The sequence below is a fragment of the Streptantibioticus cattleyicolor NRRL 8057 = DSM 46488 genome, from assembly GCF_000240165.1.
GTDB lineage: Bacteria > Actinomycetota > Actinomycetes > Streptomycetales > Streptomycetaceae > Streptantibioticus > Streptantibioticus cattleyicolor.
Genome location: NC_017586.1, coordinates 1,107,172 through 1,120,328 on the forward strand (window position 1 = coordinate 1,107,172; position 13,157 = coordinate 1,120,328).

Sequence of the window (13,157 nt, forward strand, 5' to 3'; positions counted from 1 at the left end):
CGTGATGCGGAAACACGGCGGCGCGGAGGTGTTCCGGATCACCGGGGCCCGGGCCGGGCTGAGTGAGGACGTCAAGGGGCGCCAGCGCCGGTACGTCATCTCGATGTCGATCCGTACGGTCTGCTTCCTGCTGGCGATCGCGCTGTGGCATGTGCAGGTCGTGCTGGCGGCGGTGGCGCTGGTGGCCGGCGGGGTGCTGCCGTATATCGCGGTGGTGATCGCGAATGCCGGGCGGGAGAACAACCCGGTCGCCCCGACCTCGTTCGTCCCCGCGCCCACCCGTGGCGAGCTGGGGGCGGGCGCCGTGGAGCGCGGCGGGCAGGCCGCCGAGCCCGGCGCGGCGCCCGGGCGGGCGCCCGGTGAGGGGTACCAGACCGGGGACGGCGGCGAATCCCGGGCCGACCGTCCGCACTGACCTGGGCAGTTGGCGCAAGCTCAAGAAAACCTCAGATCAATCCCGCCGTTCGGCTGCCAAGCCGGGGCATCCGCGTGACATACTTCGTACGCGCTCCGCATCCCCCGTCGGAGCGACGGACCGACGCCGGGCGGCTCCCCCCGTGGCTGCCCGGCGTCGCCCTTTTCTGCTCCGTACCGCTGTTGTGTCGAGGGTTCGTTTCCATGGAGTTCGTCGCGGCCGAGAAGCCCATCTGCTCGGCCAAGGGCTGCCGGGCCGACGCCGAGTGGGTCCTGGTGTGGAACAACCCCAAGGTGCACACCCCCGAGCGGCGCAAGACGTGGCTCGCCTGCGGTGACCACCGCGAGCAGTTGTCGTCCTTCCTGGGCGTGCGCGGCTTCCTCAAGGACGTGGTGGCGATCGCCGACTGGGACTTCGACGCGGCGGACGAGCGCCCCGCCCCCTGACCGGCACGGTCCTCGGCGGCGCGGGCGCCGGTCGTCAGCCGCCGATCGCGGACATCGGGCGCTGCGGCTGGAGGAACGACGGGTCGTCCAGCCCGGAGCCGGCCTTCTTGCCCCACATCGCGGCCCGCCACAGCTCGGCCACGCGTTCGTCGGAGGCGCCGGAGCGCAGCGCGGTGCGCAGGTCGGACTCCTCGCGGGCGAACAGGCAGTTGCGCACCTGGCCGTCGGCGGTCAGCCGGGTGCGGTCGCAGGCGCGGCAGAACGGGCGGGTGACCGAGGCGATCACCCCGACCCGGGCCGGGCCGCCGTCGACCAGCCACCGTTCGGCCGGGGCCGAGCCGCGGTCGTCGGAGGCCTCGGGGGTGAGGGAGAAGCGGGCGGTGAGCCGGGCCAGGATCTCCTCGGCGGTGACCATGTCGGAGCGCTGCCAGCCGTGCTGCGCGTCGAGCGGCATCTGCTCGATGAACCGCAGCTCGTAGTCCTCCGCCAGCGCCCAGGCGAGCAGGTCGGCGGCCTCGTCGTCGTTGACGCCGCGCATCAGCACCGCGTTGACCTTGACCGGGGTGAGGCCGACGGCGCGGGCGGCGGCCAGCCCGGCGAGGACGTCGTGGTGGCGCTTGCGGCGGGTGAGGGTGGCGAAGACGTCGGGGCGCAGGGTGTCCAGCGAGACGTTGACCCGGTCGAGCCCGGCGTCGCGCAGCGCCTCGGCGGTGCGGGCGAGCCCGATGCCGTTGGTGGTCAGCGATATCCGGGGGCGGGGCGCCAGCGCGGCGCAGCGGGCGACGATGTCCACCAGGCCGGGGCGGAGCAGCGGTTCGCCACCGGTGAAGCGGACCTCGGTGACCCCGAGCCGGGTGACCGCGACGCCCACCAGCCGGACGATCTCGTCGTCGGTGAGCAGGTCGGGCTTGGCGAGCCACTGCAGACCCTCCTCGGGCATGCAGTAGGTGCAGCGCAGGTTGCACCGGTCGGTGAGCGAGACCCGCAGGTCGGTGGCGACCCGGCCGTAGGTGTCGAGCAGCACGGGCGACGCCTCCCCTCGGGGCGCGGGGTGCGCCCGATCGCTTACAGCCTAGATCCACGGTCCGACAACCCGGCCGGGCCCGGCGGTCCGCGCGGCCCGCACCGGTGGTGATCGCCCCGCGTACCGCCGCAGCGTACGCGATGGACCCCGGCTTGCAACAGATTGTTTAATTCCGCGCGGGCTCCCCCGCCGCCGCGCGCCGCCGCGTCCCCGGCGGGCCCACGGTGACCGGGTGAAACGGCGTGGACGGCGATACCGCGGCGGTGCGGTGTCGTTTACCGGTCGTGAGTTCCGTGCCCGCCTCGCCTCCCCCCGTTCCGGGCAAGCGGCCGTACGGCACGGTGCGGCTGACGGCCGCGGTGCCCGCGGTGAGCACGGCCCGCAAGGCGGTGGCGGCGCCGTGCGGGCAGTGGCACGGGCTGCGGGCGGCGATACCGGTGCTCAGCTTCCGCAGCCTGCGCGGCGGTTGACGTCCGGTCCGAACCGGTCCCGTTTCTTGCGCCGTTCCAGGGGTTTGAAGCCCGATCCGTTGATGGGGGAAGCGCGCGGACGCTAGCTTCCTTCGTCATGTGCCCGTCCGGCGGCAGCCGTGCCGTGGCCGGGTTTACGGACGAATGGAGATCCCGTATGGCTCATCTCCCCACCCGTCGGCGCCTGCCGGCGCTCGCCCTCGGGGTGGCCGCCGCTGCCGCGCTCGCCTTCCTGCCCGGCGTCCCGGCCGCCGCCGAGCACCCCGCCGGTGCCGTCCCGGTGATGTCCTACCTGGTCAACACGGCGCCGGGGCACGGCGCCGTCCAGCACGCGGAGCACGCGGTACGCGCCCTGGGCGGCACCGTGGTCACCGGCTACGAGCAGATCGGCGTGGTCGTGGCGCGCTCCGCCGACCGTTCCTTCGCCCGCCGGATGCGCGCCGTGCCCGGGGTGGTCTCGGCGGGGGCGACCCGTACCGCGCCGCTGGTCTCCGCGGCGGCCACCGACACCGGCAACCCCAAGGCGCTCAGCGCGGGGCAGCTGGCCGCCGCGCTGCCCAGGGGCGTGGCGGCCGAGGCCGGCCAGGATCCGCTGGAGCCGTTGCAGTGGGACATCCGGGCCATCCACGCCGACCAGGCGCAGCACGTCACCACCGGCAGCCGGGAGGTGAAGGTCGGCGTGGTGGACACCGGGGTGGACGACACCCACCCGGACCTGGCGCCCAACTTCGACCGGGCCGACTCGGTCAGCTGCGTGGGCGGCAGGGCCGACACCTCCGAGGGCGCCTGGCGTCCGTACGCAGGCGGCGGCAACCCGCACGGTACGCACACCGCCGGGGAGATCGCCGCGGCCCGCAACGGCATCGGGGTGGTCGGGGTGGCCCCCGGGGTGCGGATCGCCTCGATCAAGGTGGACGAGCCGGGGAACGCGATGTTCTACCCGGAGGCCGTGGTCTGCGCCTTCGTCTGGGCCGGCGAACACGGCATCTCGGTCACCAACAACAGCTATTACGTGGACCCCTGGTACTTCAACTGCCTCACCGACCCCGATCAGCGGGCGCTGGTGGACGCCGTCGCCCGTGCGACCCGTTACGCCGAGCGCCGCGGGACGGTGAACGTGGCCTCGGCGGGCAACTCCAAGTGGGATCTGAGCGCGTCGTCGATCCTGGACACCAGCAGCCCGGACGACGGCCCGGCGCGTCCGCGCCGGATCGACCCGCACCGCTGCCTGGACCTGCCGACGCAGCTGCCCGGCGTGGTCTCGGTCTCGGCCACCGGCGCCAAGGCGCTCAAGGCGTCGTACTCCAACTACGGCTACGGGGTGATCGACGTGGCCGGGCCGGGCGGGGACAACACCGCGTACCAGCCGCCGCAGGCGCCGGCCACCTCGGGGCTGATCCTGTCGACGCTGCCCGGCGGCAAGTACGGCTACATGGCGGGCACCTCGATGGCCGGGCCGCACGTGGTCGGGGTGCTGGCGCTGCTGAAGAGCACCCATCCGCAGGCCGGTCCGGCCGAGTTGAAGCGCCTGCTGTACAAGGAGGCCGACGCCACGCCCTGCCCGCGTCCGTACGACATCGACGGGGACGGCAAGCCGGACGCGGTGTGCCACGGCACGCCGGCGTACAACGGCTTCTACGGGCACGGCATCGTCAACGCGCTGAAGGCGGTGACGATGCCGTAGACCGGGCCGCCGGACGGCCGCGGGGCGGAGTGGCGGCGGCGTCGAGCACCCCGGTGGTCAGCAGGTACTGGGCGGCCAGATAGGTCAGCATGATCCAGAACTGGTGACCGGGGAGCCGCGGCCAGTGGGCGAGGCCGGTGGCGATGAGGCCGTCGGAGAGGACGAAGAGGGCGCCGCCGGTGCCGGTCCGCGGACCGGGTCCGGCGGCGCCGAGGGCCATCGCCGCCAGCAGCAGGCCGTACCCGGTCAGCGGCGCACGCAGCGCGCCCACGTCCGCTCCGAGCACCAGGGCGCTCACCGCCCACACCGCCGCATAGCACGCGGCGAGCACGTACGTTCTGCGCCGGGCGCGGCTGAAACCACCCATGCGGGTGAAGAGCACCAGGTAGGCGATGTGTCCGGCGGCGAAGCACCCCATCCCGGCCAGGAACGCCGTGTCGCCGTCGAGTTGGAGCAGCGTGTCGCCGGCGCAGCCGCACAGCAGCGCCACCACCAGCGTCCACGGTCCGCGCCGGGCCGCGGTGTAGCCGGCCAGGGCGAGGGCGAGCGCCGGTTTGGTGGCGTGGGCCACGGCCGTGCCCGCGGGGGCGGCGGCGAGTCCGGCGAGGTGGACGGCGGCCAGGGCGAGGAAGAGCAGGAGCACGGCGCGCGCCGGGGGCGTGCGGGGCCGGCCAAGGGCGCCGTGGTCCGCCGGAGAGGTCGTCACGCGGCGCGCTCCGTCGCCGTGACCCCGCCGCGCGCGTCCGTCCCCGGCGCCGGGCCGGTCGCGGTGACGGCCGGGGCCGGCGACCAGCCCGGGCCGCGCAGGATCCGGCCGGCCCGCTCGCGCCAGTCACGGGCGGACTTCAGGTCGCGGGCGATGGCGGCGTACTCGTGGGTGGCCACCCGCAGCGGGTTGTAGGTGCCGATGTTCTTCGTCAGGCCGTAGACCGGGCGTTCGCCCTCGGGGACGAAGGAGCCGAAGAGCCGGTCCCAGACGATGAGGATGCCGCCGAAGTTGCGGTCCAGGTAACCGCCTTGGGAGGCGTGGTGCACCCGGTGGTGGGAGGGGGTGTTGAGGACGAACTCCAGCGGCCGGGGCAGCTTGCCGACCCGTTCGGTGTGCACCCAGAACTGGTAGACGAGGTTGGCCGAGGTGCAGAAGGCGAGCGCCGCCGGATGCACGCCTAGGGCGACCATCGGCAGGTAGAACGGCCACACCGTCAGCGAGGTCCACGGCTGCCGCAGGGCGGTGGAGAAGTTGAAGTTCCGGCTGGAGTGGTGGACGACGTGACAGGCCCACAGGATCCGCACCACGTGGTGGCCGCGGTGCGACCAGTAGTAGAAGAAGTCCTGGACCAGCAGCATCAGCGGGATGGTCCACCACAGCACCGGCACCCGCAGCGGGGTCAGTTCGTACACCGCGGTGTAGACGGCGACGATCGGGATCTTCCACAGGGCGTCGAAGACCAGGCTGCCCAGGCCCATGGTGATGCTGGTGGCGGTGTCCTTGACCGTGTAGCCGGCGGCGTCCTCGTCGGGGTGGAGGCGGTAGCCGACCACCTCCAGGACGGTGAGCAGGACGAAGGCGGGTATGGACCACAGCACGACGTCGGGCAGTTGGGTTGCGGACATGGGCGCACTGTAGGAGCGCCCGAGCCCGTTGCGCCAGAGGTTGTTACCGACTGGTACTACCAGAGGTAACGATCCGGCCCGGAGCGATCATTCCTGACATACCGTCAGGTCCGCGGCAGGTCACGGCGTACGGAGGTGTCGGTGGCGGCCCGTATCCTCATGAACCATGCTGGACGATCGCACCGAGCCCCCCTCACCGCAGCCACCACGCGCCACCGGGGCGCAGCCCGAGCTCCCGGCCCCGTGGCCGGAGGGCTACCCCGCCGGGTACGCCGTGGTGGACGTGGAGACCACCGGGCTCGGCCGGGACGACCGCATCGTCTCGGCGGCCGTCTACCGGCTCGACCGGTACGGCACGGTCGAGGACCACTGGTACTCGCCGGTCAACCCGCAGCGCGACCCGGGCCCGGTGTGGATCCACGGACTGACCACCGAGGTGCTGCGTGACGCGCCGCTCTTCGCCCAGGTCGCCGAGGAGTTGACGGGGCGGCTGGCGGGCCGGGTGCTCGTCGCCCACAACGCGGTCTTCGACTGGTCCATGCTGGCGCGGGAGTTCGCCCGGGCCGGGCGCAGCGCCCCGGTGGAGCACCGGCTGTGCACCATCGTGCTCGCCAAGGAGCTGGGGCTGCCGCTGCCCAACCACAAGCTGGAGTCGCTGGCGGCCCACTACGGCGTGGTGCAGCGCCGGGCGCACCACGCGCTGGACGACGCCCGGGTGCTGGCCGAGGCGTTCCGGCCGAGCCTCCAGCGGGCCGCGGCGGCCGGGCTGCGGCTGCCGCTGCACGCCTGCCGGCCGCTGACCGAGTGGTCCTCGGGCCCCGCCATCGGACGGCAGCGTTCCGTGGCGCCGGGCGGACGCGGCCCGTACCCGCAGCGCGGCTGGCGGCCCTCCCGCAAGCGCCCGCCGTGCCCGTACCCCAACCCGGGCCGGCTCCAGCCGGGCGGGCCGCTGGTGCAGGGGATGCGGGTGGCCTTCTCCGGGGACACCGGGACCGAGCGCGAGCTGCTGGAGGACCGGGCCACCGAGGCCGGGCTCCACGTGGCCACCAGCGTCTCCCGGCTGACCAGCCTGCTGGTGACCAACGACCCGGAGGGCGCCACCGGCAAGGTGGCCAACGCCCGCCGGTACGGCACCCCGGTGGTGGACGAGGCGACGTTCCAGCGGCTGCTGGCCGGCGTCGTCCCGGCCGAGGGCACCGGACCGGGGGCGCGGCCGGCCGAGTAGTCCGCACGGCGCAGCACGGATGGGCCGGGCGGGCGGAGTCGGCCCGCGCCGGGCCGTCGCGCGTTGCCGACCGCCGGTGCCGCCCGCACGCTGGGCACATGGCACGATGTGAGGTCTGCGGAAACGACTACGAGATGGCATTCGAGGTGCGCGCGCAGGGCGTGGTGCACACCTTCGACTGCTTCGAGTGCGCCATCCACCGCATGGCGCCGATCTGCGAGCACTGCCGGGTGCAGATCGTCGGGCACGGGGTGGCGGTGGACGGCCGCTTCTACTGCTGCGCGCACTGCGCCAACGCGGAGGGGGACGCCGGGATCGTCGACCGGGTGGAGACGATGATGGCCTGACGACGACACCCTCACGACCGCCGCGGGCGGGGCCGGGCCGCCGGCTCCGTCCGCACTCCCCCGTCCGGGGGTGCCCCCTGCGGCCGGACCGGAAGGGGACGAGTTGTACCGTCGTGGGGTGTACCGCTTCCTGCTGTCGAGGCAATGGGTGATCCTCACCCTGATCTGCCTGATCCTGATGCCCACCATGGTGGAGCTCGGCCTGTGGCAACTCCACCGGCACGAGCGCCAGGCCGCGGACAACAGCCTGATCGCGCGCAGTCTGCGGGCCCCGCGGGTCCCGGTGGAGGAGCTGGCCTCCCCGCACCGCGCGGTGGCGGCGGACGACAACTTCCGGGCGGTGACCGCCACCGGCCACTACGACCCGGCGCACCAGGTGGTCATCCGGCACCGCACCTCCGCGGACAACTCCCGGCTCGGCTACTACCTGGTCACCCCGCTGGTCATGGCCGACGGCAAGGCGGTGCTGGTCAACCGGGGCTGGATCGCGCCCCCCGCCTCGGGTGACTCGATCTCCTTCCCGCCGGTGCCGGCCACCCCGTCCGGCGAGGTCACCGTCACCGGACGGATCCGGCCCGACGAGACCACCGCGAGCACCAGCATCGCGGACAAGACCGGGCTGCCGCCGCACGAGTACATGCTGATCAACAGCGGCAAGCTGGCCGGCGAGGTGCCCCGGCCGCTGCTGGGCGGCTACATCGAGCTGACCGACACCACGCCGAGGCCCGCCGGCGCCCAGCCGGAGCTGGTCCCCAAGCCCACGCCCGGCGACAGCGGCGGCTGGTACAGCCCGCCGCACCTGGCGTACGCCTGGCAGTGGTGGCTCTTCGTACTGATGGTCCCGGTCGGCTGGTTCATCCTCTTCCGGCGCGAGCGCCGGGACCGGATCGCCGCGCTCGCCGCCGAGCGGGAAGGGCAGGCCGGGCAGAACGGGCCGGACGCCGCCGACGAGCCCGCCGCCTCCCGCGCCCAGGCCGCCGCCGGAGCCGAAGCCGCCGAATAGCGGGTACCCGTCCCGGGCAGGCGCGAGGGCGACAGCGCCACACGAGGAAAGGCGGGACGGTGGCAGGACGCATCGAGGACTACGCCCTCATCGGGGATCTCCAGACGGCCGCGCTGGTGGGCCGGGACGGATCGATCGACTGGCTGTGCCTGCCACGGTTCGACAGCGGGGCCGCCTTCGCCGCCCTCCTCGGTGACGAGGGCAACGGCCACTGGCGGCTCGCCCCGGCCGGCGCGGGGGCCTGCACCCGGCGTGCCTACCGGGGCGAGACCCTGGTGCTGGAGTCGGAGTGGGACACCCCCACCGGCACGGTGCGGATCACCGACTTCATGCCCGCCCGCGACCAGGCGCCCGACGTGGTCCGGATCGTCGAGGGCGTCTCCGGGCGCGTGGATGTCCGCGGTGAGCTGCGGCTGCGCTTCGACTACGGGCACGTGGTGCCGTGGGTGCGGCGGATCGACGGGCACCGGGTGGCGATCGCCGGCCCGGACTCGGTGTGGTTCCGCAGCGAGCCGCAGGTGCGCACCTTCGGCAAGGACTACTGCACGCACTCGGAGTTCACCGTCGCCCAGGGCGAGCGGGTGGCGTTCGTGCTCACCTGGCACCCCTCCCACCAGCCCCGGCCCGACCGGGTGGACCCGTACACGGCGCTGGAGCAGACCGTGCGGGATTGGGAGGAGTGGTCGGCCCGGTGCCGTTACCAGGGGCCGTGGCGGGACGCGGTGATGCGGTCGCTGATCACCTTGAAGGCGCTCACCTTCGCGCCCAGCGGCGGCATCGTGGCGGCGGCGACCACCTCGCTCCCGGAGAAGCTGGGCGGGGTGCGCAACTGGGACTACCGGTTCTGCTGGCTGCGGGACGCCACGCTGACCCTGGGCGCGCTGGTGGAGAGCGGCTACCTGAAGGAGGCGGAGGCCTGGCGGGACTGGCTGCTGCGCGCGGTCGCCGGCGACCCGGCCGACCTCCAGATCATGTACGGCCTCGCCGGTGAGCGGCGGTTGCCCGAGTTCGAGGTGGAGTGGCTGCCCGGGTACGCCGGCTCGGCGCCGGTGCGGGTCGGCAACGCCGCCGTCGACCAGCTCCAGCTCGACGTGTACGGCGAGGTGATGGACTCGCTCTACCTGGCCCGCGAGTGCGGTCTGCCGTACAAGCCGCACGCCTGGGACATCCAGCGCTCGCTGATGGACTTCCTGGAGTCCAACTGGCGTGATCCCGACGAGGGGTTGTGGGAGATCCGCGGGCCGCGGCGGCACTTCGTGCACTCCAAGGTGATGGCCTGGGTCGCCGCCGACCGCACGGTGCGCACCATGGAGGCCCACCCGGGGCTGCGCGGGGACGTCGACCGGTGGCGGGCGATGCGCGCGGACGTCCACCGCGAGGTGTGCGAGAAGGGCTTCGACACCGAACGCAACACCTTCACCCAGTACTACGGCTCCCGGGAGCTGGACGCGGCCACGCTGCTGATACCCCGGGTGGGGTTCCTGCCGCCGGACGACCCCCGGGTGATCGGCACCGTGGACGCCGTCCAGGCCGGGCTGGACCACGGCGGCTTCGTGCGCCGGTACACCATCGAGGAGCAGTCGGTGGACGGGCTCCCCGGTGACGAGGGGGCCTTCCTGGCGTGTTCGTTCTGGCTGGCCGACGCGCTCGCCGCGATCGGCCGCCACACCCAGGCCCGGGCGCTCTTCGAACGGCTGCTGTCGCTCCGCAACGACGTGGGGCTGCTGGCCGAGGAGTGGGACCCCGACGCGCGCCGTCAGATCGGCAACTTCCCGCAGGCGTTCAGCCACGTCGGCCTGGTCAACACCGCGCTGGGGCTGGCGCAGGGGGCCTCCGTTCCCGTACCGGCCTCGAATCCGGTGCCGCGCTGAGGCACCATGTGGGCATGGATCTTGGGCTGAAGGACAGGGTGTACGTGCTCACCGGGGCGACCCGGGGGCTCGGCCTGGCCACCGCGCGCGAGCTGGTGGCCGACGGGGCGCGGGTGGTGGTCAGCGGGCGCCGTGAGGAGTCCGTGGCCAGGGCGGCCGAAGCGCTGGGCGGCCCGGCGCAGGCGGTGGGGGCGGCCGCCGACAACGCCGACCCGGCCGCCGCCGAGCGGCTGATCGCGGCGGCCGGTGCCGCCTTCGGCCGCTTCGACGGGGTGCTGATCAGCGTGGGCGGCCCGCCGGCCGGCGCCACCGACGCGATGGGCGACACCCAGTGGCGGGACGCCTTCGAGACGGTCTTCCTCGGCGCGGCCCGGATGGCCCGGACGGCGGCGGAGCGGCTCGGCGAGGGCGGGGTGATCGCCTTCGTGCTCTCCGCCTCGGTGCACGAACCCATCCCGGGGCTGGCGATCTCCAACGGACTGCGTCCGGGGCTGGCCGGGCTCGCCAAGACCATGGCCAACGAGCTGGGCCCGCGCGGGATCCGGGTGGTCGGCCTGCTCCCGTCCCGTATCGACACCGACCGGGTACGGGAGCTGGACGCCATCGGCGGCGACCCGGAGGCGGCCCGGGAACGCAACAGCGCGGCGATCCCGCTGCGCCGCTACGGCACCCCGGAGGAGTTCGGCCGCACGGCCGCGTTCCTGCTCTCGCCGGCCGCGTCCTACCTGACCGGCCTCATGCTGCCGGTGGACGGCGGCTTCCGGCACGGTTTCTGACGGCACGTCAGGCAACTCGGCGGGCGCGGTGGCGTCGGCCGGTCATCCGCACCTCGGTGCGGAGCATGAGGCCGGTCGCGGTACGGGCGCGTTCGAGCGGTTCGCCGGCGAGCGCGGCGAGGACGGCGGCCGGCTCGGCGTCCGGGCGGAGCACCACCCACACCCGGGCGCGGGGCGCGGCGCGGCGGCCGGTGAGGACGGCCCGGGCGCGGGCCACCCCGGGCAGCGCCGCGATGTCGGCGGCGAGCGCCTCCTCCAGCGCCCGGCCGCGCAGCCGTACCTCACCGGCCCCGCCCCGGGCCACCCGCACCCGGGCGACCCGTTGCCGGCCGAACTGGGCCAGCAGCCACCACAGCGCGGCCAGCGCGAGCACGCTCAGCCCCGAGAAGACCGCCGGCCACCACCACGGCTCGCCCCGGTAGCGCACGCGGGCCCCGGCGGGCAGCAGCACGTCGGTACCGGAGTGGTACGGCCACCACCACGACGGCAGGGTCAGCCCCCAGGTGCGCGGCAGGTCGAAGCCGATCAGCAGGACGGCCGCGCCCACCGCGAAGAGCACGGCGCCGGTCAGGGCCAGCAGTGCCCGGTTGGCCGCCCGCGTCTCACCCGGTGTCGCCCGCAACGCCGGCTCACCCCCGCTTCGCGCGGCGCACCCGGACGCGTACCGCCGGACGCGGCACGCCGCCCAGGACGCCGACGGTCCGCGCCAGCGCCGCCGTCACGTCCGCCCGCACCCGCGGCAGCTCGCGGAAGTGCGCGTCCGCCCGGACCCGGATCCGCCGCCGGCCGACCCGCACCCGCGCGGCCCGCACCCCGGCGACGGCCACGGTACGGTCGCGGACCAGCCAGGCGGCGGTGGACCGGTCGACCGCGGCGCGCAGCGGACGGCCCGGGGTACGCAGCGGCAGCAGCGCGCGCAGCCCGGGGGTGACGGCCAGCGCGATCAGCCACAGCCCGGCGAAGGCGGCCACGGCGGCGCCGGTGAGCACCCACACGTCGTCCAGCCGGCGGCGGGCCAGCTCGCCGGCGACCGTGCGGCGCCAGGCCATCGCCGGGCGCCCGGCGCGTACCGCGGCGATGTCGTACAGGAGGGCGCCGGCGACCACCAGGACCGCCAGCGCGACGAGCCCGGCCGGGACGCGGCGCGACGCCCACAGGCGCCGGGCGGTCACCGCACCCTCCCGGTGCCCGCGGCGGTGGTGGCGCCGGAGTGCAGCCGTTCGACGTCGACCGCGACCTCGGTGACGTCCACCCCGGCGAGGGCGCCGACCCGTTCGGCGACGTGCCGCCCGAGCCGGGTGCCCACCGCGGCCAGGTCGGCGGGGTAGCCCAGGTGCACCGCGAGCCGGATGGTGGCCCGTCCCCGGCCGCCGCGGCGCCGGCGAGGGGCGTGGACGGTCACCCAGGCCCGCGGACGGCGGTGGCGGTGCGGTACGTGCTCGTGCCCCGGGGCCCCGCCGAGCGCCTCCCGGGCGGCGTGCGCGGCGAGTTTGGCGATCACCCGGTCGGCGATCCGCAGGGCGCCGCGCTCGGCGGCGGCCACCGGTCCGCCGTGCTCCGCGGTGCTCACCGGCGGCGCTCCCGGCCGTACTCGCCGCCCAGGTCACCGCCCTGGAAGAACTCCCCCGGCCGGTAACCGCGCTCCACCAGCCGACCGGCCAGCAGCCCGATCGCGCCGAGCGCCGCCACCAGCAGGAAGGCCCAGAAACCGCCGAAGTACCCGGCGAAACCCAGGGCCATCCCGGCGGCCAGCCCCACCACGGCCATGCTCATCGTCCGCTCCCGTCGTCGCGCCGCCGCACCGGTCTCACTGGATCCTCGGCTCCGGTTCTTCCTCTTCCTCGTCGGGCAGCTTCACGTCGTCCACCGCGACGTTGACCTCGACCACTTCCAGGCCGGTCATCCGCTCGACGGCGGCGATCACGTTCTCCCGTACCGCCCGGGCCACGTCGGCGATGGGGACCCCGTAGTCGACGATGATGTCCAGGTCGAGGGCGGTCTGCACCTCGCCGACCTCGGCCTTGACGCCCCGGGCGGCGGACCTGGCGCCGCCGGGCACCCGGTCGCGTACCGCGCCGAGGGTGCGGGCGAAGCCGCTGCCCATCGCGTACACCCCGACCACCTCGCGGGCGGCGAGGCCGGCGATCTTCTCGACCACCCCGTCGGCGATGGTGGTGCGCCCCCGTTCGCCGGGGGCGACGCCGGATCCGGTACGGGAACGGGCGGCACCGGTCGCCGCCTGCTGCGCGCTGTCGGTCATGGCGAGTCCCTTCGTCGCACGT

Annotated in this window: 17 protein-coding genes; 9 read left to right on the forward strand and 8 right to left on the reverse strand. The window is 74.6% G+C overall.

All coding sequences use genetic code 11. The features are described from left to right. The first annotated feature begins 4 nt into the window (after window positions 1-4). Both SCATT_RS04660 and SCATT_RS04665 read left to right on the forward strand, forming a co-directional pair. On the forward strand, window positions 5-415 hold the full coding sequence (locus SCATT_RS04660) for a DUF3099 domain-containing protein (RefSeq protein ID WP_014627504.1): 411 nt from the start codon (window positions 5-7) through the stop codon (window positions 413-415). 203 nt (window positions 416-618) lie between these two features. Then, a complete protein-coding gene (locus SCATT_RS04665) occupies window positions 619-861 on the forward strand; it encodes a hypothetical protein (RefSeq protein WP_014141778.1) in 243 nt (80 codons plus the stop codon). Window positions 862-895: 34 nt separating this feature from the next. Here SCATT_RS04665 and moaA read toward each other — a convergent pair whose 3' ends face one another. Next, on the reverse strand, window positions 896-1,885 hold the full coding sequence (gene moaA / locus SCATT_RS04670) for a GTP 3',8-cyclase MoaA (protein ID WP_014141779.1): 990 nt from the start codon (window positions 1,883-1,885) through the stop codon (window positions 896-898). A gap of 284 nt (window positions 1,886-2,169) precedes the next feature. Here moaA and SCATT_RS04675 point away from each other — a divergent pair, with 284 nt between their 5' ends. Together SCATT_RS04675 and SCATT_RS04680 are read left to right on the forward strand one after the other, a co-directional pair. After that, window positions 2,170-2,355, forward strand: coding sequence for a hypothetical protein (locus SCATT_RS04675; protein WP_041824435.1), 186 nt, complete (start codon window positions 2,170-2,172; stop codon window positions 2,353-2,355). A 157-nt stretch (window positions 2,356-2,512) separates the two neighbouring features. Continuing rightward, entirely contained in the window at window positions 2,513-4,039 is a 1,527-nt protein-coding gene (locus SCATT_RS04680) for a S8 family peptidase (protein ID WP_014141782.1), read from the forward strand. Here the strand turns inward: SCATT_RS04680 and SCATT_RS04685 are convergent. Continuing rightward, a complete protein-coding gene (locus tag SCATT_RS04685; RefSeq protein WP_014141783.1) occupies window positions 4,008-4,745 on the reverse strand; it encodes a lysoplasmalogenase in 738 nt (245 codons plus the stop codon). The genes SCATT_RS04680 and SCATT_RS04685 overlap by 32 nt on opposite strands. Continuing rightward, complete coding sequence (locus SCATT_RS04690; RefSeq protein ID WP_014141784.1) at window positions 4,742-5,653, reverse strand: sterol desaturase family protein; 912 nt, start codon at window positions 5,651-5,653, stop codon at window positions 4,742-4,744. Before SCATT_RS04690 ends, SCATT_RS04685 begins: the two co-directional genes overlap by 4 nt. 166 nt (window positions 5,654-5,819) lie before the next feature. Here SCATT_RS04690 and SCATT_RS04695 point away from each other — a divergent pair, with 166 nt between their 5' ends. The 5 genes from SCATT_RS04695 (at window position 5,820) to SCATT_RS04715 (ending at window position 10,875) form a co-directional block, all read left to right on the forward strand. Then, on the forward strand, window positions 5,820-6,878 hold the full coding sequence (locus SCATT_RS04695) for a DEDDh family exonuclease (RefSeq protein WP_014141785.1): 1,059 nt from the start codon (window positions 5,820-5,822) through the stop codon (window positions 6,876-6,878). 98 nt (window positions 6,879-6,976) lie between these two features. Next, a complete protein-coding gene (locus SCATT_RS04700; RefSeq protein ID WP_078590622.1) occupies window positions 6,977-7,225 on the forward strand; it encodes a hypothetical protein in 249 nt (82 codons plus the stop codon). Window positions 7,226-7,343: 118 nt separating this feature from the next. After that, window positions 7,344-8,228, forward strand: a complete 885-nt coding sequence (locus SCATT_RS04705; RefSeq protein ID WP_014627506.1) for an SURF1 family cytochrome oxidase biogenesis protein — start codon at window positions 7,344-7,346, stop codon at window positions 8,226-8,228. Continuing rightward, the gene (locus SCATT_RS04710; protein ID WP_265736692.1) at window positions 8,225-10,099 is read left to right on the forward strand and encodes a glycoside hydrolase family 15 protein; all 1,875 of its coding nucleotides are present in this window, start codon (window positions 8,225-8,227) and stop codon (window positions 10,097-10,099) included. The genes SCATT_RS04705 and SCATT_RS04710 overlap by 4 nt, the downstream gene beginning before the upstream one ends. Window positions 10,100-10,113: 14 nt before the next feature. Continuing rightward, entirely contained in the window at window positions 10,114-10,875 is a 762-nt protein-coding gene (locus SCATT_RS04715) for an SDR family oxidoreductase (RefSeq protein WP_014141789.1), read from the forward strand. A 7-nt stretch (window positions 10,876-10,882) separates the two neighbouring features. Here SCATT_RS04715 and SCATT_RS04720 read toward each other — a convergent pair whose 3' ends face one another. From SCATT_RS04720 to SCATT_RS04740, 5 genes are read right to left on the reverse strand one after another with little or no spacing between them, the layout of a single operon-like run. Then, entirely contained in the window at window positions 10,883-11,497 is a 615-nt protein-coding gene (locus SCATT_RS04720; protein WP_014141790.1) for an alkaline shock response membrane anchor protein AmaP, read from the reverse strand. A gap of 7 nt (window positions 11,498-11,504) precedes the next feature. After that, window positions 11,505-12,047, reverse strand: coding sequence for a DUF6286 domain-containing protein (locus tag SCATT_RS04725; RefSeq protein WP_014141791.1), 543 nt, complete (start codon window positions 12,045-12,047; stop codon window positions 11,505-11,507). Next, a complete protein-coding gene (locus SCATT_RS04730) occupies window positions 12,044-12,445 on the reverse strand; it encodes an Asp23/Gls24 family envelope stress response protein (protein WP_014141792.1) in 402 nt (133 codons plus the stop codon). The genes SCATT_RS04725 and SCATT_RS04730 overlap by 4 nt, the downstream gene beginning before the upstream one ends. Then, the gene (locus tag SCATT_RS04735) at window positions 12,442-12,648 is read right to left on the reverse strand and encodes a hypothetical protein (RefSeq protein ID WP_014141793.1); all 207 of its coding nucleotides are present in this window, start codon (window positions 12,646-12,648) and stop codon (window positions 12,442-12,444) included. Before SCATT_RS04735 ends, SCATT_RS04730 begins: the two co-directional genes overlap by 4 nt. A gap of 34 nt (window positions 12,649-12,682) precedes the next feature. Then, entirely contained in the window at window positions 12,683-13,135 is a 453-nt protein-coding gene (locus SCATT_RS04740; RefSeq protein ID WP_014141794.1) for an Asp23/Gls24 family envelope stress response protein, read from the reverse strand. Between the last annotated feature and the right edge of the window lie 22 nt (window positions 13,136-13,157).